Consider the following 18,156-nt stretch of genomic DNA (forward strand, 5'->3'; position numbering starts at 1 on the left):
GAACTAAACTTAGAGACTGTTGTTTCTAAAAGGCTGCTCCGCGCTGAAGGGGTTTTCCGGCATACGAGGCAACAACCAAGTTTGAGGAATGCGTCGTGAATGTCACCGCGACGCTGGAAGCGGATACGGAGACAACAGAAGTGATGCAAGCCGGCGTGAGTACATTCAACGCTCCCTGACGCCAGCCGCGGGATAACAGGCGCGCTTCTTAACGGTCGTGTTCTTGTTCTTATTACGGCACTGTTAATAAAGCAGCTCGGACTTCCCGGCGGATTGCACGGATTGCCCCGTCATGCAAAGCAGTACGGCTCTCGTGTAAGCCCAGTGCCTCCGAGTGGAGGACCGAACGCTGGTGGAACGAATTGGCAGCATGGTCGTCCCGGGATCTGCGCGACAGCGTGAGTACGGATCGATCGATGCGCCACGAAGTCGAGCTCATTCGCGATAGCCAATGCCAGCATAATTTCTGGTTCCGACACGCTGCTACTGCACAAGTGCTCAAAAAACGCGCGTGCGTAACGGCAACGCGTCCCAAGACAGTTCAGACGGCTTGACGGTCGCTTGCGCCATTGCGGTCTATCTTCTTTCAACCGTCATCGCGAATGCACACGCCCCCCGTAAATCTGGATCGAGGTGAAAAAGCCGCACGACGATAAACTCCTCGGGCTTGGCCATCGTCCTACACACTCCCGTCACGCTTTATTGCTGAATCATTGTGCCGGTCATCAAGCTGTCGATGAGCTGTGCGGTAACCGTGTCATCAAGCTCAGGCGAGGATGGCATTTGCACAAAAACCGGAACGAGGCCGAGATAAAACAATGTCGCTCGGGCGAAGGATGCCCAGTAGGTCGATTTCATGAAAAACGTCTTATGCGTTGCTAAGAATCTAGACGCACCATTCGGTCTTTTCGAAACGATGCGTGCAGCTGAAGTTGTCAACAACGAGTCGGCATATCGAATCGACTTGGACCTTCAAGTCCCCCAAGACCGTGACATAGAGGCATCAGCAAGAAAATGCGTGCGCTGGCGAGACAACCTCCCTCGCCCACGAACCTTGGCAGGCACAGCGACAAGATTGCCGGTCTCGTTGGCCACTCTATTGGCGTGAGGAGCCAGGCCATACACCTCGGCCATGGCCAAGGCGGCGGCGCTCTCGCGCTTCACGCGTTCGATCAGTTTCTTCGTTTCCTCGCAATCGCTCACTCGACCTCTCATGCCTGATGCTTCATGCCTCGTCCGCAATCCGCACGTGGCCCTTGCTGCGCGAGCCGCGGAGCTTTAAAAGCCTGCAGTTCGCAATCACGGCAGACTACGCAAGATCGGCGCGGCGATCGTGAAGAATCGTCAAGTGACACAGCGCGGCGATTGCAAAGGCGTCCACCGTGCGGCACTTTTGCAATGTTTGTTCACAAAGACTAAGCTGAAAAACTGGCATTCTTCATCAGCCGATCCAACGCGCGAGTTGGATCCCATCGCGCCGCGAGACGACGCTTGGCCGCCCGATCCGTGCGCCCCTCTCCTCTTCTGATACTGCTCACCCATGAACTTGTCTCGACGTCTGACCGCCGAAATGATCGGCACCTTCTGGCTCGTGTTCGGTGGATGCGGGAGCGCCGTCCTCGCCGCCGCATTTCCGGCTCTCGGTATCGGCTTCGCGGGCGTTGCGCTCGCATTCGGCCTCACCGTGTTGACGATGGCCTTTGCGATCGGGCACGTGTCAGGCTGCCATTTGAACCCTGCGGTCAGCCTCGGCTTGACGGTCGCCGGAAGGTTTCCGCGGCGAGATCTCCTGCCGTACATCGGCGCGCAGGTTCTCGGTGCAGTGCTGGGCGCGGCGATTCTATGGATCATCGCTTCCGGTCATGCCGGATTCGATCCCGTCGGCAGCGGCTTCGCCACCAACGGTTACGGCGAGCGCTCTCCGGGTCACTATTCGATGTTGGCCAGCTTCGTTTGCGAAGCAGTCATGACGGCAGGCTTCTTGTTCGTCATTCTCGGCGCCACCGATGAGCGCGCACCGTCGGGCTTCGCGCCAATCGCGATCGGCCTTTGCCTCACGCTCATTCACCTCGTGACGATTCCCGTCACGAACACCTCGGTCAATCCCGCCCGCTCGACAGGCCCAGCGCTCTTCGTTGGTGGCGAAGCGATCCAGCAACTATGGCTGTTCTGGGTCGCACCGCTCGTCGGCGCAGTCGTTGCCGGCGTCATCTATCCGGTGATCGCTCGCAAGCGCTGAACGGTGCGTAAGGGTTCGGGCCGGGTCCAGAGGCATCACAGTGCCTCCGACCAAGCGTCCTTGAAGCAGCACCTGGGCGCAGTAGCCGAAAAGAAAGTCAGCCAGCCCGGGGGCGATAGCTTAGCTGCATAACCTGAGTCAAGAGGCCGAAGCGATCAAACGTGAAGCGGCGAGTATCGCGCTCGACAACAAGCGGCGTGACATCCCCGTACACCTGACAACACTGACAGGCCACGCAACTTCGGCTCGTATTTATAGTGAGGGCGCCCTCATCACTGCTGGGGGTGCTTGCCGCGCATCAGTTGTTCGCCGTTGCTCGATCGGCGCGACAAGCTTCCTGCTGTTTCCCCACGCCTGTTGTCGTGTTACCAGGAGAAAACACTCATGGCATTGGTCCCGCAAACACGTGCTCCCTTGCAACAGTTGTTCCCAACTCAAGCACCCGCGCATGCGCCGGCCGATACGCCGCCCGGCTCTGGCTGGCCCGTTGCGTTCACCAATTACGAATTCCCGGTACGAGGGCAAGGCACGATCTCGTTCACGTTCAAGACCGACCACCCCTTCCGTATCGTGCTCGGCTCGGAAAAGAACCTGGACGGCACGCTGCTCGTGCTCGAGGTCGGCCTCGAAAAGACTCTCTTGCGCCGCGACAACGGCACGGACCAGGCCGGCGTGATCGCCGAAACTACCGCGAAGAAAGCACTGCTCGACTCGGGGGTGGCGATCTCATACTGGATGAGCCTGGACTACCTGAACGCACGCGTGCGCTTTGGCAAGGGAGAGATGCTGCCGCAGCTCGTCGTGTTCGAGGCACCGCTGCCGATCACGCCGTTCACGCCTCCTGAGCTACCGGCCACCGCGACCGCGAAGGCCCGCCGCGAAGCGCGCAAACAAGCCGCGAGCGACGCTGCCGGGAAGTACAAGAACCTGCGCTACATCGGGCTCGCAGCGCAGGCAGGCAAGCCGCTGCCAGTCGCACTCGCGCACCTGCTATGGCCGCTGCCGGTCGTGCTCGCGCCGCCGCCAGTGCTGGTTCCAAGCGACCGCATCACGCTCGACATGATTGCGCACAATCAGGCGACCGTGATTGCAAGCCTACCCGACGCATGCCAGGTGCTGTACGGTAACGTCGCCGGTCCCGCCATCGAGCTCGACACACCGGACTTCCCCGATTTCTCAGCCGCGATCGACTACAGCATCGTCACGCCGGGCTGCATCTGCTACGACAAGCTGAAGGAGAAAGCCAGCGAATTCGGCAAGTACGAGCCGAACGAAACCTATCTTCGCATCACGATAGGCCCTAACCAGGGCGACTCGCCAGGCTCCCCTTACGTGCTCGAGATCTGGCCCGGCAACCACTATTCGCCGATCCACGATCACGGCGAGGCGTGCGCAGTGATCAAGGTGCTGCACGGCGATATCTGGGTCGAGCTGTATCCGGAACTGAGCCCGAAGATCACCGACTATTTCACCGAAGCGGTGTTTCACAAGGGCGAAGTGACCTACCTGACGCCCGAGTACTACCAGGTGCATAAGCTCGTCAATCACAACCCGGCGGGCAATATGACGGCAACGATTCAGTGTTACCGCTATCCGGACGACGACACCGTGCATTGGGAGTACTTCGACTATGTCGACGGCGACGAGATCAAGCAGTTCACGCCGAACTCCGATTGGGAGTACCTGGAATTCCGCGCACTGATCCGTGCGGAATGGGACAAGGCCAAAGGGCGCTAAGACTCCGTCCAGATAGTCATCCGTGAGTGTTGCATGGGACCGGAGTAGGCGCCGAAGCCGAAGCGAATACTCCGGTCTATAACGACAGATTTTTTAGTTAGTACACCTACTAATCAAGCCGATCGCATACGGTATTTTTCCTCTTGCCGACGCGACAGTCACGCCCGATCACGCTCAAGCCATCGTCTCCGCCATTCCGTAGTCGCTCGGCACCACCACCCACCCGCCGTTCCCTCGCCCCCAAGTCGCCCCTAGCGCCGACCGGGTTTACCCTTCCTGGCACCGACAGATTGTTTCTTTATACTCCACATCGTGGATTATTTATCAACGATGTGATCTCATGAAAATCTCCAGGCTCGACCATTTCACGCTGCGCACCCCCAAACTGGAACAGACCACCACTTTCTTCGAGCAGGTGGTCGGCTTACAAACCGGGCCTCGGCCGTCGTTTCGCTTCGACGGCCGCTGGATGTACTGGGGCGACTGGGCGGCGCTGCATCTGATCGAGGACAAACCAGACGACACGCATCTTCTTGCCTATCTGGGGACACGCGACACCTCGGGCACCGCTTTGGCAGGCCCACTGGATCACATCGCATTCCGCTGCACCGACCTCCCCGCGTTCGAAGCACGCTTGCGCCGACTCGGCGTGGGTTATCGCGCACGCACGGTGCCGGATCTGGGAGAGCACCAGGTATTTGTCCTCGAGCCGAACGGCATCACCGTCGAATTCATCTTTTCGACGGCCGAGATGGCCTCGTGGGTCGGGCATGCGGAATACGCACCGTCCCCGGCGGTCGCGGGAGATTCCATGTAGTGCGTTCAAGTAGCACGCGATTTCGCACAACGACAAGAACGGCGGAAGCCGTCGATCTATCGCGTTTTAGCCCCAATCAGGAGACATCGGATGACTCTGTCTATTCCCCTTTCGGCCGTGTCGGCCTCCGTTGCGTCGCCATCGCCCACCACCGCATCGGGCCCCACGAGGCTCGCCGCGCTCGGGTATACGCTACCCGCAGCGCCTGCGGCAGTAGGCGCATACCAGACATGGGCGCGATTCGGCCCCTACGTTACGACGTCATTTCAGCTGCCGTTCAAAGACGGGGTCCTGCAACATAAGGGCCGTCTCGGCGAAGGTGTTTCGCTCGAGCAAGGCATGGAAGCCGCGCGTATCTGCGCGCTCAACGGTCTGGCACAGCTAACCGAAGCCGCTGGATCGTTCGATGGTTTTCGCGTAATCAGGATCGATGGTCACGTCGGCTGCGTCGAGGGCTTTGCCCATATCCCACGTGTGCTGGACGCTTCGTCGAACCTGTTGAACGACGTATTGGGTGAGCGCGGAGCACACGCCCGCACTGCGCTCGGTCATCTCGTGATGCCGCTCGATGCACCGGTGATGCTCGGCTTCTTCGCGGAACTCTTCGACCAAGGGAAGGCATCATGAATCGCGCCCGTCTCTTTGCCGCCAGTTGCCTCTCGATGATGACCACTGCGATGGTCTTCGCCATTCGAGGCGACATCGAAGCGAGTTTGCGCAGTGCGTTTCATTTGACTGCCGAGCAGATGGGGCTGATCTGGGGGCCGGCTTTTTTTGGGTTTACCGCTTCAGTTTTCGTCAGCGGCATCGTCGTCGATTTCATCGGGATGCGCCGCCTGTATCTCACATCGGGATTCGGCTTTCTGGCCAGCCTCGCGCTGATCCTCCTCGCCCCGCATCCTGTCGGCCACGTCGAGTCGATCTTCGGCTGCGCCGGCACGACGACGCTCTACCTCGGCTTCCTCATGATGGGACTGAGCCAGGGGCTGGTCGAAGGCGTGGTCAATCCACTTGTGGCTACCCTGTACAGCGATCGCAAAACGACGCGGCTGAATGCATTGCACGCGTGGTGGCCAGCGGGGATGATCCTCGGCGGTCTGGTTGCGCTTGCGCTCACGAACCTCCACATGCCCTGGCAGATCAAGCTCTTCACAATCGCACTGCCTACGTTGGCCTACATGGCGATGTCGTGGAATCAAACTTTTCCGCCCACCGAGCGCACCGCGCGCCGCGTCTCTTCGCGTGAGATGGCTCGCGAGACGGTCAACCCGCTGTTCCTCGTGATGTTCTGCTTCATGTGGTTGACGGCCATCACCGAGCTGGGGGCCGACCAGTGGTTCCCAACCATCATGAAGCAATTGACCGGCGTCGACGGAATCCTGTTTCTTATCTACACGGCGGGCTTGGTATTTATCATGCGAACGACGTGCGGCCGCGTCATGCACCGATCACCGTTCTTCGGACTCTCGGTCTGTAGCGCACTGTGCGCTGCAGGATTGTGGTTGCTTGGCACACTCGCGCCCGGCGCCCCAGTGCTTGCCGCGTTTGCCGCAGCAACGCTGTTCGGCATCGGCAAGTCGATGTTCTGGCCTACGATGCTCGGCATCACCTCCGAACGCTTTCCGAAGGGAGGCCCTTTGTGTCTGGGTCTGATGGGCGGAGCTGGGTTCCTGTCGATTGCCGTTGCACTACCTGTGATCGGGCACAACCTGGATCAGCTTGGGCCAAACGGCGCAATGAAAGCGCTGGCGGTATTGCCTGCCGCGTTGACCGTGGGTTTCGCCGCGCTTTGCCTGCTCTTCGCACTGCGAGGTGGCTATTGCCCCATCACGCTCGAGGTATCTACCGAGCGTGTGTAGCGTACCGCTCTGCGCGAATCGAACCGAACCGTTCGCGCAGAGCACATTAAGTGGCAAGCGCCGATGGGATCATGTTCGCGCCAGGGCGGCACTCAATTCGCGCCCCGTTTCCGAAACCGCGCGGGTATACGCCGTTTGGGCACGTGGCCCGTCTGGAAAGAGCGGATAGATCATCGAAACGCCGATCGATCCGACCGCATGACCTCGACTATCAAGTACCGGCGCAGCAATACAGCACAGCTGCGGATTGCTCTCGCCCAGATCGAACGCCAGCCCTTCCTCGCGAACCTTCTCGAGCTCGACGCGCAGCATCTCCGGCGTGGTGATCGTCGCTGGCGTCAGCTCCTTGAAGCTGATCTGCGCAATCATGCGATTTCGCTCCTGCTCAGGCAGGAACGCGAGTATCGCCTTGCCCACGGCCGAGCAGTACAACGGATCCCAGTCGCCTGCCGTCTGCTTGACCGAGACCACGTTGTCGGCAAGCATGACCTCGATCAGCACCACGCGATCGTTTTGCAGCACGGCAAGATGCGACGTCTGCTTGGTCATCGTCGAGAGTTTTTTCAGAAGCGGCCGGGCCGTCTCGACGAACGACGTATCTGTTCGGGCCAGCCGTGCCCAGGTCGCCAGCGTCGGGCCGACGGTATACGTCTTCAGCGCGCTGTGCTTATTGACGAGACCCGCGCGCTCGAGTGTGTTGAGGAACCGGAACGCAGAGCTCTTGTCGATCCCGAAGTGTTCGACGATTTCATGGAGCTTGAGCGGCCGGCCAGCCTGCAGGATATGTTCGAAGATACCCAGCCCTTTTTCCAACGACAGAATGATCGTCGTATCCGGCTTTTCCCGCCGGACAGGAACGCTGTCTTCCACGACATCGAGGGCGCTCAACTCAGGTTTTGGTTTGACTTTGGTTGCGCACATGCAGTTGACAATATGTCAATAACGTTTCTCGATTATCTCGCTATTTGTGCGCACCTGCAAACGCTGGCTGGTCCAGCACCTCATGCCGACTGCGACATCAGCGCGCAAAACTTCTCGAGGTCGACGTTGCCACCGCTGATGATCACACCAACACGCTTGCCCTTGAGTTGATCTTTCATCTGTCTCGCTGCGGCAAAACCAAGGCAACCCGTGGGTTCAACGACGATCTTCATACGGGTAGCAAGAAAGCGCATGCAGTCGACGAGTTGGGCATCTCTGACCGTCAGAATGTCGTTGACGTCCCGCTTGATAATCGGAAACGTGTAGTTGCCCAAGTATTGAGTTTGAGCGCCATCCGCGATCGTTTTAGGCGTCTCGATATGAACGATCGTCCCGGAACGGAAGGACTGCTGACCATCGTTTCCGGCTTCCGGCTCCACGCCGTAGAGCTGAGCGTTCGGTGACAGCTCGCGGGTCGAAAGCGCTGAACCGGATAGCAGCCCGCCCCCACCGAGCGGAACAAAGAGCGCATCCAACGGACCGACTTCCTCGAACAGTTCGGCCGCCGCCGTGCCCTGCCCGGCAAGAACATCAGGATGATCGTAGGGCGGAATCAACGTAAGTCCATGCTTCTCGGCGAGGTCGCGCCCGATTTGCTCGCGATCGTCCTTGTAGCGGTCATAGATCACGACATTGCCGCCGTACCCTTTGGTCGCAGCCACTTTCGCCGCGGGCGCGTCGTGAGGCATCACGATCGTCGCCGGCATGTTGAGGAGCTTGGCCGACAAAGCAATGGCCTGGGCGTGGTTACCGGACGAGAACGTCACTACACCAGCCTTGCGCTGAGCCTCATCGAACTTCGATAACGCGCTGAAGGCGCCACGGAATTTGAAGGCGCCCATCCGCTGGAAGTTCTCGCACTTGAACAGGACTTCCGCACCGAGTTCCTCGTTGAGCGTTCGTGAACTCATCACGGGCGTCCGGTGAGCGTAGCCCTTGATTCGGGCGGCAGCGGCCGCGACGTCTGCAAACGTGGGAAGAGACATGTGATTCATAGGGGACTCGACTCGAAAAATCGCTCGGTAACTGCGGCACGCGAAGGCGTGGGCTGCTTGTGGACATCGATGTTAGACAGTATGTATATCTCAAGACATTTCGTCAATCACACCTACCCTGAGCCTATTCGACTGCAGCAATCGAACAGATGATTACCAAGGCCACGGAATACGCGCGCCCAGATTGGACTTGGCCGCCTGTTCGTACAGCATCCGAGCCACCGTCAAGTCCTGCAAAGCGAGCCCGGTCATGTCGAACACGGTAATATCGTCAGGATGACGAATCATTTTCTCGGGCGCTCCAAGCACATCGCCCAGTTCAACGCAGGCGACATCGGGTGCCCATTGGGTCTCTCCGATTTGGCGAGCCTGAGCTTCGTCGTCCACGAACAGCCGCACCCGCTCGAGAAAGCCCTCCGGCAACTCGCGCTTGCCCTTGGTATCCGCGCCGACGCAATTGATGTGCGTACCAGGCTGAACCGCGGCCGCACCGAACAGCGGACCGCCGCCGGGTGTTGCCGTGATGATGAGGTCGCTGGTCGCAACGGCATCGTCCGCGTCGGTCGCATGGGAAATCGCACACCGATCATTGAAATGCGATTCGAAGCGCGCATCGGCCGTGCCTCGCGCCGTGACATATTGCACGGATGAGATCGCAGGCATCATGTGTAGCGCGAATGTGACTTGAATACGCGCTTGAACCCCAGTGCCAAATAAACAGAGGCGCCGACTGTCCGGCCGCGCCAACGCACGCAATCCCAAGCCACCAGCCGCCCCCGTGCGCATCGTCGTGATGGCGTTGCCGTCGATCACGCACAGTGGGCGTCCCGTTGCCGGATCGATCAGCATGATCGTCGCTTGATGAGGCTCGCCGCCTTGGTTTCGGTTCGATGGCCAGAAGCCAGCGGCTTTGAATCCCAGCAGCGACTCGGACTGGACATCTCCTGCCTTGATCCCGAAAACGCCCCCCGTTTCCAGACGCTCGCGGATTAGCGGAAACACACGTCCTTTACGGAGCCGATGAAGTTCGAACGCCCGCTCGACAGCCGCTAAAACATCGTTGGCGATGAGCAGGCTCTCGACTACGTCCTTGTCGAGAAGAAGCAGCTGAGCATTACCTGGCATCGTTGTAGGCCGTCGCACGTGAAACACCGAGATGCTGAGCGACGATCTCCATCGCGCGGCGCACCTCCAAATATCCCTCTTCCTTCAACTCCTGCATCAACGCCCTGCGCTGCTCGAGCTTGAGCAGCCGCGGCGTCGTCGCCAGGTTCATGGCGAACTTGTCGATGCGGTCCCGGATCGCATTCGCATTGGCGGGATCCAGCGTTTCCTTGACAGGAGCGCCTTCTGCTTGACAGAACTGGGTCAGGATCCCCTGTATGCCTTGGAACAACGTCACGTCGACGTTCAGACACAGCGCTGCGACATAGCGCCCCGTGGAATCCTTTATCCCGATCGACGTGCTTTTCGCCGTGCGACCATCCGAGAATCGATTGGGGTAGTTGGACAGAAGCTGGGGATAGTCGTCGTCGGCGATACGGGCTAGACCAAGCTCGGTCGTCGGATCGCCGACAGACCGCCCGGAGAGGTTGTTGTGGATCGCGAGGATCGAATGCTCCGGCGAGCGCAGATCGTGGACCACCACCTCCGTGAAGGGAGCGAACATTTCGCCGAGCCCTTGTGCAATGCACTGAACTTGCTCCAGCAGCGATTCTTGCTCGGATTTGACTTTGCGCTTAGCCATATTGGACGAATTGTCTAATGTTGACCATATTGTACAGCCATTCTTGGGGTGTGGGTGCGCGACGTGGTGGTCATCGTGGAGTGACTCGAAGTGGAATTACGTCGCAACAATCGGAGGGCCGTGCGGTAGCGAGCGAGATAGATTCGCATTCGCCTTCCCAACGACACGGGACACGAAGATGACCTCCCCGCATATCTCGATCGAGCCGAACATCCTCTACTTCGGCACGCCAGTGGTACTGATCAGCACCGTGAACGAAGATAAAACCGCAAACCTGGCGCCGATGTCATCGGCGTTCTGGCTAGGCTGGCGTTGCATCCTCGGACTCGGAATGAGCTCCCAAACCACGCAAAACATGATTCGGACCGGAGAGTGCGTACTGAATCTTCCATCGACGGCGCAGGTGCAGGCAGTCGACCGCATAGCGCGTACCACGGGCCGCAATCCGGTGCCGGGAGGGAAACAGAAAAAAGGCTACGTCTTTGAGCCGAACAAATTCGGCGTTGCCGGGCTGACTGAAGTGCCGTCGGAAACGATAGCGCCCCCTCGCGCCCTCGAGTGCCCTGTTCACATGGAAGCAGTCGTTGCTGCACATCACGGTGTTGCCGAGGACTCGCCTAAAGGGCGTGGGGGAATTGGCATCTTTGAGGTGAGAATTCGGCGAGTCCATGTTCAGCAGGACTTGCTGATGGACGGCCATCGCGATCGGATCGACCCGGACAAGTGGTCACCGCTCATCATGAGTTTTCAAAAATTTTATGGTCTTAACCCTGGCCAAATACATCCGTCCAGGCTTGCAGAGATCCCAGAGCAAGCGTATCGCAGCTCCGACATCGATCGCGCGTGAGAGGCTGGCAGTCCTCAGCATGTCGAATGAAATTTGCACCCTTTTTATGCGGTATGGGCAAATTTTGGGGTGAATTGCACCGGCAGTGTCCATAGACTCACGGGCTGCAGTCGCGACGAGGCGCACAGTTCAACTGGCTTGCGAACGGTAGCGCTGCCGCCCGCATTTCGACGAACACGTTCGGTGATTGAGCGGCCATTCTCCGGGATGCCCCTTCGTCAACGATTACGTCCGTCATTTTCGGACGATTGATGGATATCGTTGGTGACATCACCGGAGTATGGATAAGTGAAAAAGAAGATCATTGGCGCGACCACACTGGCCGTTTTTGCGGTAGGGGCTCACGCACAGAGCAGCGTCACCCTTTATGGTTTGATCGATACGGGCATCGTTTATACGAACAACCAAGGCGGGCATAGCGCGTGGCAAGAAAATAGCAACATGCTGTCGAACACGGTATGGGGCTTGAAGGGAAGCGAAGATCTGGGCGCAGGCCTCCATACGATCTTCCGTCTTGAAAGCGGGTTCTTTTCCCAGAACGGCAAGAGCTACTACAACAACACCAGCTTCGGCCGCCAGGCCTATGTCGGTCTGCAGGACGACAAATATGGCACGGTGACGTTTGGCCGGCAGTATGACTCCGTGGTCGATTACCTTGGCTCGATCGCCTTGGCGAACAACGGCGACGGCAATAACCTGGCTGCGCATCCGTTCGATAACGACAATATCGACGACTCGTTCTACATCAACAACTCGATCAAATATACGAGCCAGACGTATGCCGGCGTGCAGTTCGGCGGCCTGTATGGCTTCAGCAATCAGGCTGGCCGTTTCGCCAACGACCGCGCCTACAGCTTTGGGGTGTCGTACAGCAACGGTCCGATCAATTTAGCGGCCGCGTACCTGCAGCTCAATAATGGCGGCTCGATCGCGAATGGCGCGCTCTCGAATAACGACGCGCCGAACTTCCCCGCCGCGCGCCAGCGTGTCATGGGAGTGGGCGGCAACTACACGTTCGGCCCGGCCACGGTCGGCCTCCTCTGGACGCATACGTTGTTCGACAACACGACGGCAGCATCGGTGCCGGGCGTGTTGAATACGCTGCACTTCAACAACTACGAACTCAACGCGCGCTATACGTTGACCCCGGCATTGTCGCTCTCCGGTGCTTACACCTTCACCGAAGGTGCGTACAGCAGTGCGTCTGGATCGACCCACCCGAAGTGGCACCAAGTCACGCTGATGGCCGATTATTCGCTCAGCAAGCGTACTGACGTGTATCTCGAGGGTGTGTACCAGCACGCATATGGTGCCCCCGTGGACTCGGCGTTCGGGGGAGCGGAGATCAACGGGTTGGCGCAGTCGACGACGCCCAATCAGGTCGCGACGACTGTGGGCATTCGGCATCGCTTCTGATGCAGCGGTGATGAACGGTAGGGCATGAAAGGTACACGATGATGCGAATTCGAGGGGTCCTCAAGGTCGTCTTTCTCGCGATGCTGACCAACCAGGTTCTGACCGTCGTGTTTACCGTGATTGCCCGCCACATCGATCCAGATGTGTCGCCGGAGGCAATTCAGCTGTTCAGCTTCGTCAGCGCGATGTTGGCCGGCTTCTGGGTCCAGGCCGATGCGAAGCAGGCATTTCTCAACGCGCAGAAGGACGGGTATATCGTCTTGCGGCTAACGCCGGAGCCAAGCGTCGTCGTCAAGGAGAACTGCCCGAAGCGATGGCTGGTGCAGCTTTATCTCGAGCTCAATCCATCGCTGGTTCGACACTGAGTGCTGATTGGGTTAGCGGACGTTCGCCTACGAACATCGCCTTGTTATGGGACCGGGGGATTGACAGACTACCGTCGAACCTATCTGGGCAAAGATCGACGACAATAGACGTTCGAACTTGAAAACCCAATCATGTTTGTCTTTCCCCTAAATCCCCGCGAGCTCTTTGACGAACGAAGAATCCAGTTCTTGCGTTGGGGCATTCCGCGCTCCGTCATTGAACGGGTCGAGCGACGCGTGACGGATAACTGGCGTGAGGGTCCGGCTGGCTGGACCTATGAATGGTCGCAGGAAGCCACAGCGGCGGCGGCCGATAAACGCTGGTTATTGGCCTCGATGCTCTATGCTGCAGCACGATTTCCTGTGGTTTGTACGCCGCTTCGACACGAGGCGTTGCGCAAGCAGGTGGATTGTTTCATGCGCGCCTCGACCAGCTTCCCCGTACGTTTCGAACGGATCGCGGTCCGGGCTGCGGCCAATGGCACCGCACGTTTTCCGGTGCACGTGTACCGGCCGAAGCGAGAAGGCCATTATCCGCTGGTGTGCCTCACCGGCGGAGTTGATACAGGAAAAATGGAGTTGCATCGCTTAGCGCTTGCGTTGGCGCTATACGGACGCTTTACCGTGGTGGCAATGGACATGCCGGGAACGGGCGAGACCGACTTACCGTTGCAATCGGACTGCGACGCCGTGTATCACACCGTATTGTCTCAACTCGGCGGGACCGCAAGAAAGGCTATTGTCGGCGTAAGCTTCGGCGGTCATTGGGCGGCAAAGCTGGCTTTACGAGGCGATGTAGATGCTGCCATCAATTGGGGAGGCCCAATCGGCGCAGCTCGGATGGATGCGAGTCACGCGTCGCGCTTACCGAACGGTATGACCGGTATCATCGCGAATGCCACGCGCTTGCCGGGTATGCCGGATATTGCAGGCACAGAACGGCTCCTGCAGATGTTCTCGCTCAAGAACCAGGGGTTGCTCGATCGTACCGATTGTGCGCCGTTATTGGCCGTGAACGGAGACTGTGATCCGTATATCCCGTCCGGCGACGTACAAGTGTTCAGCCGTTACCCATCCGCACAAGTGTGGCTACTGCGAGGATTGGGGCATTGCGCAGCAGAAGCATCAATCCGTGTGGTTCCGGGAATGCTCGCTTGGTTGCGCCTGGCTATGCACGGCGATAGTGTTTCGAGCCGCTTTGCATCGAAGCTCGCTCAATGTATTTTGCCGCCCCGCGTGCGCGGGACAACTATCCACGCTGGATGAGCTTGCCGTGAATTCCAAATGTCTGTTTCGTGGCGAGCGGGATATCACTTACAGGTCGAACTCAGCCATGCGCAACAGGCAAGGTTCGACCATGGCAATTGCTGTCGACTTCGCTATTGCCCCGTGCGTTTGTACGACTCGAGTTCAGCCGTAGAGCGTTCGCTACGCGTACCGTTGCTGCTGTATATCTCCTCGACAGACTTCACCCAGCGACCTACTTCGGGCACATACCAGAAGGCCTTGTAGGTGTGGCCAGCCGTTGTCTCCGGTATGCTCCGCTGCGTTTGCGTGACGAGTGTACTCGCGTCCGGCGCGGCTTGGGCCGTCTGCACGACTGTATTCGACGGAGCCACTTGGGCACGCCAATCGCCTTCGGCTTCGATCTTCAATGCATGGAATTTGCCGGCCGGCACTTGCACGTCTTCATAGCCGATGATCTTGTATTTCGTCGTCCACGTCGCCGAGCTGATCTTCGCGTTCGGATGGGGTTCCGTAAATTGAACCACCCAGCTCTTGCCTATCTCGAGCGGAAAGGCAAGTGGCCGGTTGACGACAACGTCGGTACCGTTCAATTCGCGTATGCGGCTCCAATCTGAACCAGCGATGATCTCGTTGCCGCTTTGCATGGAGCCGGCCTGCTTTGCAAAAAAATATACGTGCGAGTCCGTCACGCGTTGCACGGCAACCTCGTCATGGGTCTGGTGCCATCCCGATGCGCCTCTTTCCTCCGTATTGACATACGTCCAGGAATCGCCCTCTCTCAACGTCGGCGCGGCAATCGACTGCGCCATTGCCATAATCGGCATGCCGTAGGCTAGCAGCAATGCTGCGATCATTTTCGTTTTCATTGGATCGTTCCCTTGAGTCTGGCGATCGCAATTTTACAGGTTTCTTGCGAATGTCCGAACAGGTTTAACTGATGAGTTGCTGGTCGGCCGGAAGGTCAGAATCTTTCGGGACAAGCAAAAATAATCCGCGAACCGCACCCCGCGCTCGCCAATGAGCCGTGAAGCAGCCTTATGCTGCATACTCGAGTCCACGACATCCTAAGCCCCCAGGACATGGTTGCAGACCTCGCACACTCCTGGCTGAAGTTCAGCGCCTCTGTAGCCACTGCAAAGGCCGCCGGCCGGCCGCTCGTCGCGCTGGAGTCGACCATCATCGCTCACGGCATGCCCTACCCGGAGAACGTTCGCACCGCGCGCGAAGTGGAAGCGTTGATCCGTGACTTGGGCGCCGAGCCCGCGACGATTGCGCTGATCGGTGGGCGAATCCGCATCGGTCTTTCCGACGACGAGTTGGAGCTGCTCGCCAGTTCGGATCAGGTACACAAAGTCAGCCGCCGCGACCTGCCGGCCGTGCTGGCCAGCGGCGGTCTCGGCGCCACGACGGTGGCTGGCACGATGATATGTGCCGCCTTGGCCGGCATCGAGGTCTTCGTCACCGGGGGCATGGGCGGCGTGCATCGGGGCGCGCAGGAAACCTTTGACATCTCCGCGGATCTTCAAGAGTTGGCAAAGACCTCGGTGGCGGTGGTCTGTGCCGGGGCGAAGTCCATCCTGGATATCGGGCTCACATTGGAATATCTGGAAACGCACGGTGTACCGGTGCTCAGTTGCGAGCAGGACAATTTCGCTGCGTTTTATACGCGAGACAGCGGCTATCGCGCGGATTTCAGGCTGGACGACGCAACGGATCAGGCACGCTTCATCCGCACCAAGTGGGACCTGGGCCTCGTGGGCGGCGTGGTGTTGAGCACGCCGGTGCCGGAAGCGGCGGCGATGCCGTCCGAAGAAATCGACGCGCTGACTCGGCAGGCGCTAGCCGAGGCCAAGGCGCAAGGCGTCACCGGCAAGGCCATCACTCCTTTCCTGCTGGCCCGCATCAAGGCGCTGACAGGTGGTCGAAGCCTGGCGACGAACATCGCACTCGTAAAGCACAATGCCGAAGTAGGAGCAAGGCTGGCGCTCGCATTGGCTAACGCCGGGCACGGTGCAGGTGCGGCGTAGGCACGCGAGCGCGAGATCTAGAAAAAGCGCCGGCTCACCTTCCAAGTGTGTAGAACTCGTCGTTCGGTCGCATGCTGGTAACGTTGGCCATCCGATTCGATAGGCCAAAAAACGATGCGATGGCAGCGATGTCCCAAGCGTCCTCATCGGTAAAGCCGTGTCCGCGAAGCACCTCGAAGTCGCTGTCGTTCACCGCGTACGCGGCGTTCGAAACCTTCATCGCGAAATCGAGCATGGCTTTCTGCCGCTCGCTAATGTCCGCCTTCCGGTAATTGACGGCAACCTGATCAGCGATCAACGGGTTCTTGGCTCGAACCCGCAAAATGGCACCATGCGCGATGACGCAGTACTGGCATTGGTTGGCGTTGCTCGTGGCCACGACGATCATCTCTCGCTCGGCTTTCGTGAGGTTGCCCGGCTTGTCCATCAATGCATCGTGGTAGGCGAAGAAAGCCCGGAACTCGTCGGAACGATGGGCCAGCGCGAGAAAGACATTTGGAATGAAACCCGCCTTCTCCTGCACGGCATCGATCCGTTGCCTGATGTCATCGGGCAGGCTCGCGAGGTCTGGAACCGGAAAGCGGCTGATATTCGAGGAGTCGGTGTCGATCATGGTTTCTCCTTGGGAAGTTTGGCAGCGTGTTCCCATGATACGTTCGCACGAATGCGAGCGACGATCTCTTCAGGCAGTCCGCTCCTGTACGAGTTAACTAGCTGCTTCGCGAAATCACTGCTTTGGAGAACAGAATAATTCGTGAAGCGTCCGCCTCGCCGCGCGGTCGCAAGCCCGGCGCCCGCGACAAGGCGCCATCGCAAGTGCTTGATTGTGTCGACATGCTCCGGTAAAAAATTAAGAGCATCCCGCCGCAACGATTCCAGCTGCAGCGATTCAACCTTCTGGGGAATGACATGGCAACGCCGATCGAATTCACGAACCGCCGCCACGCCGTCGCGGCGGCACGCGTCGCGTTCGAAGCGAATGTTGAAGGCAAGCCGGTATGGTGCAGCGTGTCCATGGACGCGCTCAACCATCACTTCGGCAACACGGGGACTTCCGCACACGATCTGATCCTGTCCTTCGAGGCGCATCGCCCAAGAATCGAGGCTGCTGCACGAAGAGCCCTCGAAAAGAACGGCGGGCAGTCCGTCGAACTGGAAACCCGCGATCTCGACTGACGGTAAGCGTCGAAAACAACGAGGTCGTTCACCGGCATGGAATCCAGGATGTCCCCCAGCTAGCGGCTACTCGATTTACGGTCCCCGAGTCGCGTCATTGATCGGCAGAGTCAGCCTGCTGGCCATTCTTGCGCGGTAGAAGATCGACTTCTACATCTGCGTCGATCTGACTCAGTTCCGATCCACGACAAGGGCCGGATAATCATGCTTTGCGATTGTCTCAATCGAACTGCTTGGGGAAAACGCATGGCTAAGGCTTTTCCACTACACCCGCTACATCCGGAGCGAATCTGCTGGGGCTGTGACCACTACTGCCCGGCCAGCGACATGCGCTGCGGCAACGGGCAGAGCCGCACACAGCATCCGGCCGAATTGCTCGGCGACGACTGGTACGAACAGGGTGACTGGGGGCTCGAGGTGAGCCCGGGTGATAAATGTGTCAGGCCCAACAGTGCCGGCACCGGCCAGGAGACTAACGTCACTTCAGTTTGACGGGCGTGGGCGGACATGTTCGTTCCTCATTGCGCCGCTACCAGACCTTACACACACAAGAAACCTTGATTGCGGAATCCTTCAAAAAGTCCAGCGACTGTGATTTACCGCACATTTCCGCCTGGCTGACGAGTCGCCGATCACCTATCACATTCAGTGTGCCGCAAAAGGCCGTCCCGTCCAACACAAGTGTCGAAATGGATTGCTATG

The 18,156-nt window shown here is 58.9% G+C and carries 19 protein-coding genes; 12 read left to right on the forward strand and 7 right to left on the reverse strand.

Going from position 1 to position 18,156, the window contains the following annotated elements:
• Window positions 1–699: 699 nt before the first annotated feature.
• On the reverse strand, window positions 700–858 hold the full coding sequence (locus tag D7S89_RS27490) for a hypothetical protein (RefSeq protein ID WP_183085233.1): 159 nt from the start codon (window positions 856–858) through the stop codon (window positions 700–702).
• A 682-nt stretch (window positions 859–1,540) separates the two neighbouring features.
• Between D7S89_RS27490 and aqpZ the strand changes: the two genes are divergently transcribed.
• From aqpZ to D7S89_RS16390, 5 genes are all read left to right on the forward strand, one after another.
• A complete protein-coding gene (gene aqpZ / locus D7S89_RS16370; protein ID WP_121278821.1) occupies window positions 1,541–2,239 on the forward strand; it encodes an aquaporin Z in 699 nt (232 codons plus the stop codon).
• Between the two features lie 384 nt (window positions 2,240–2,623).
• A complete protein-coding gene (locus D7S89_RS16375; protein ID WP_147426687.1) occupies window positions 2,624–3,976 on the forward strand; it encodes a cupin domain-containing protein in 1,353 nt (450 codons plus the stop codon).
• A gap of 340 nt (window positions 3,977–4,316) precedes the next feature.
• Window positions 4,317–4,793 (forward strand): VOC family protein, encoded by a 477-nt coding sequence (locus tag D7S89_RS16380; RefSeq protein WP_121278825.1) that lies wholly within the window; start codon window positions 4,317–4,319, stop codon window positions 4,791–4,793.
• 90 nt (window positions 4,794–4,883) lie between these two features.
• Complete coding sequence (locus D7S89_RS16385) at window positions 4,884–5,420, forward strand: Atu1372/SO_1960 family protein (RefSeq protein WP_121278827.1); 537 nt, start codon at window positions 4,884–4,886, stop codon at window positions 5,418–5,420.
• Window positions 5,417–6,652, forward strand: coding sequence for an MFS transporter (locus D7S89_RS16390; RefSeq protein WP_121278829.1), 1,236 nt, complete (start codon window positions 5,417–5,419; stop codon window positions 6,650–6,652). Before D7S89_RS16385 ends, D7S89_RS16390 begins: the two co-directional genes overlap by 4 nt.
• A gap of 69 nt (window positions 6,653–6,721) precedes the next feature.
• Here D7S89_RS16390 and D7S89_RS16395 read toward each other — a convergent pair whose 3' ends face one another.
• The 4 genes from D7S89_RS16395 to D7S89_RS16410 all read right to left on the reverse strand — a co-directional run bounded on the left by D7S89_RS16395 (window position 6,722) and on the right by D7S89_RS16410 (window position 10,375).
• On the reverse strand, window positions 6,722–7,573 hold the full coding sequence (locus tag D7S89_RS16395) for an IclR family transcriptional regulator (RefSeq protein WP_121278831.1): 852 nt from the start codon (window positions 7,571–7,573) through the stop codon (window positions 6,722–6,724).
• Window positions 7,574–7,653: 80 nt separating this feature from the next.
• On the reverse strand, window positions 7,654–8,628 hold the full coding sequence (locus D7S89_RS16400; RefSeq protein ID WP_121278833.1) for a threo-3-hydroxy-L-aspartate ammonia-lyase: 975 nt from the start codon (window positions 8,626–8,628) through the stop codon (window positions 7,654–7,656).
• A 153-nt stretch (window positions 8,629–8,781) separates the two neighbouring features.
• On the reverse strand, window positions 8,782–9,753 hold the full coding sequence (locus D7S89_RS16405) for an ornithine cyclodeaminase family protein (protein ID WP_121278835.1): 972 nt from the start codon (window positions 9,751–9,753) through the stop codon (window positions 8,782–8,784).
• Window positions 9,743–10,375: a helix-turn-helix transcriptional regulator gene (locus D7S89_RS16410; protein ID WP_121278837.1), complete on the reverse strand. Its 633-nt coding sequence runs from the start codon at window positions 10,373–10,375 to the stop codon at window positions 9,743–9,745. Before D7S89_RS16410 ends, D7S89_RS16405 begins: the two co-directional genes overlap by 11 nt.
• A gap of 178 nt (window positions 10,376–10,553) precedes the next feature.
• On the opposite strand from D7S89_RS16410, the gene D7S89_RS16415 reads away from it, so the two are divergent.
• The 4 genes from D7S89_RS16415 (at window position 10,554) to D7S89_RS16430 (ending at window position 14,269) form a co-directional block, all read left to right on the forward strand.
• Entirely contained in the window at window positions 10,554–11,222 is a 669-nt protein-coding gene (locus D7S89_RS16415) for a flavin reductase family protein (RefSeq protein ID WP_121278839.1), read from the forward strand.
• A 288-nt stretch (window positions 11,223–11,510) separates the two neighbouring features.
• On the forward strand, window positions 11,511–12,638 hold the full coding sequence (locus tag D7S89_RS16420) for a porin (protein ID WP_121278841.1): 1,128 nt from the start codon (window positions 11,511–11,513) through the stop codon (window positions 12,636–12,638).
• Window positions 12,639–12,676: 38 nt separating this feature from the next.
• The gene (locus tag D7S89_RS16425) at window positions 12,677–13,003 is read left to right on the forward strand and encodes a hypothetical protein (RefSeq protein ID WP_147426688.1); all 327 of its coding nucleotides are present in this window, start codon (window positions 12,677–12,679) and stop codon (window positions 13,001–13,003) included.
• A gap of 132 nt (window positions 13,004–13,135) precedes the next feature.
• A complete protein-coding gene (locus tag D7S89_RS16430; protein WP_121278845.1) occupies window positions 13,136–14,269 on the forward strand; it encodes an alpha/beta fold hydrolase in 1,134 nt (377 codons plus the stop codon).
• A 113-nt stretch (window positions 14,270–14,382) separates the two neighbouring features.
• On the opposite strand, the gene D7S89_RS16435 is transcribed toward D7S89_RS16430, so the two are convergent.
• The gene (locus D7S89_RS16435) at window positions 14,383–15,117 is read right to left on the reverse strand and encodes a hypothetical protein (protein WP_121278847.1); all 735 of its coding nucleotides are present in this window, start codon (window positions 15,115–15,117) and stop codon (window positions 14,383–14,385) included.
• 213 nt (window positions 15,118–15,330) lie between these two features.
• Here D7S89_RS16435 and D7S89_RS16440 point away from each other — a divergent pair, with 213 nt between their 5' ends.
• Window positions 15,331–16,278 carry a pseudouridine-5'-phosphate glycosidase gene (locus tag D7S89_RS16440; RefSeq protein ID WP_121278849.1) on the forward strand — a complete coding sequence of 316 codons (948 nt, stop codon included), beginning with the start codon at window positions 15,331–15,333 and terminating at the stop codon, window positions 16,276–16,278.
• A 34-nt stretch (window positions 16,279–16,312) separates the two neighbouring features.
• Here the strand turns inward: D7S89_RS16440 and D7S89_RS16445 are convergent, their stop codons facing one another.
• Window positions 16,313–16,891: a peroxidase-related enzyme gene (locus D7S89_RS16445; protein WP_121278851.1), complete on the reverse strand. Its 579-nt coding sequence runs from the start codon at window positions 16,889–16,891 to the stop codon at window positions 16,313–16,315.
• A gap of 296 nt (window positions 16,892–17,187) precedes the next feature.
• Between D7S89_RS16445 and D7S89_RS16450 the strand changes: the two genes are divergently transcribed.
• A complete protein-coding gene (locus D7S89_RS16450) occupies window positions 17,188–17,454 on the forward strand; it encodes a DUF1488 family protein (protein ID WP_121278861.1) in 267 nt (88 codons plus the stop codon).
• 246 nt (window positions 17,455–17,700) lie between these two features.
• On the forward strand, window positions 17,701–17,946 hold the full coding sequence (locus tag D7S89_RS16455) for a DUF3079 domain-containing protein (protein ID WP_121278863.1): 246 nt from the start codon (window positions 17,701–17,703) through the stop codon (window positions 17,944–17,946).
• The last annotated feature ends 210 nt before the right edge of the window (window positions 17,947–18,156 follow it).

It is taken from the genome of Trinickia fusca (genome assembly GCF_003628145.1).
In the GTDB taxonomy this organism is placed as follows: domain Bacteria; phylum Pseudomonadota; class Gammaproteobacteria; order Burkholderiales; family Burkholderiaceae; genus Trinickia; species Trinickia fusca.

What these genes read in the sequence shown, in the direction of transcription:
- D7S89_RS27490 (WP_183085233.1), bottom strand. Translation starts at nt 858, where the DNA reads ATGAAATCGACCTACTGGGCATCCTTCGCCCGAGCGACATTGTTTTAT.
- aqpZ (WP_121278821.1), top strand. Translation starts at nt 1,541, where the DNA reads ATGAACTTGTCTCGACGTCTGACCGCCGAAATGATCGGCACCTTCTGG.
- D7S89_RS16375 (WP_147426687.1), top strand. Translation starts at nt 2,624, where the DNA reads ATGGCATTGGTCCCGCAAACACGTGCTCCCTTGCAACAGTTGTTCCCA.
- D7S89_RS16380 (WP_121278825.1), top strand. Translation starts at nt 4,317, where the DNA reads ATGAAAATCTCCAGGCTCGACCATTTCACGCTGCGCACCCCCAAACTG.
- D7S89_RS16385 (WP_121278827.1), top strand. Translation starts at nt 4,884, where the DNA reads ATGACTCTGTCTATTCCCCTTTCGGCCGTGTCGGCCTCCGTTGCGTCG.
- D7S89_RS16390 (WP_121278829.1), top strand. Translation starts at nt 5,417, where the DNA reads ATGAATCGCGCCCGTCTCTTTGCCGCCAGTTGCCTCTCGATGATGACC.
- D7S89_RS16395 (WP_121278831.1), bottom strand. Translation starts at nt 7,573, where the DNA reads ATGTGCGCAACCAAAGTCAAACCAAAACCTGAGTTGAGCGCCCTCGAT.
- D7S89_RS16400 (WP_121278833.1), bottom strand. Translation starts at nt 8,628, where the DNA reads ATGAATCACATGTCTCTTCCCACGTTTGCAGACGTCGCGGCCGCTGCC.
- D7S89_RS16405 (WP_121278835.1), bottom strand. Translation starts at nt 9,753, where the DNA reads ATGCCAGGTAATGCTCAGCTGCTTCTTCTCGACAAGGACGTAGTCGAG.
- D7S89_RS16410 (WP_121278837.1), bottom strand. Translation starts at nt 10,375, where the DNA reads ATGGCTAAGCGCAAAGTCAAATCCGAGCAAGAATCGCTGCTGGAGCAA.
- D7S89_RS16415 (WP_121278839.1), top strand. Translation starts at nt 10,554, where the DNA reads ATGACCTCCCCGCATATCTCGATCGAGCCGAACATCCTCTACTTCGGC.
- D7S89_RS16425 (WP_147426688.1), top strand. Translation starts at nt 12,677, where the DNA reads ATGATGCGAATTCGAGGGGTCCTCAAGGTCGTCTTTCTCGCGATGCTG.
- D7S89_RS16430 (WP_121278845.1), top strand. Translation starts at nt 13,136, where the DNA reads ATGTTTGTCTTTCCCCTAAATCCCCGCGAGCTCTTTGACGAACGAAGA.
- D7S89_RS16435 (WP_121278847.1), bottom strand. Translation starts at nt 15,117, where the DNA reads ATGAAAACGAAAATGATCGCAGCATTGCTGCTAGCCTACGGCATGCCG.
- D7S89_RS16440 (WP_121278849.1), top strand. Translation starts at nt 15,331, where the DNA reads ATGGTTGCAGACCTCGCACACTCCTGGCTGAAGTTCAGCGCCTCTGTA.
- D7S89_RS16445 (WP_121278851.1), bottom strand. Translation starts at nt 16,891, where the DNA reads ATGATCGACACCGACTCCTCGAATATCAGCCGCTTTCCGGTTCCAGAC.
- D7S89_RS16450 (WP_121278861.1), top strand. Translation starts at nt 17,188, where the DNA reads ATGGCAACGCCGATCGAATTCACGAACCGCCGCCACGCCGTCGCGGCG.
- D7S89_RS16455 (WP_121278863.1), top strand. Translation starts at nt 17,701, where the DNA reads ATGGCTAAGGCTTTTCCACTACACCCGCTACATCCGGAGCGAATCTGC.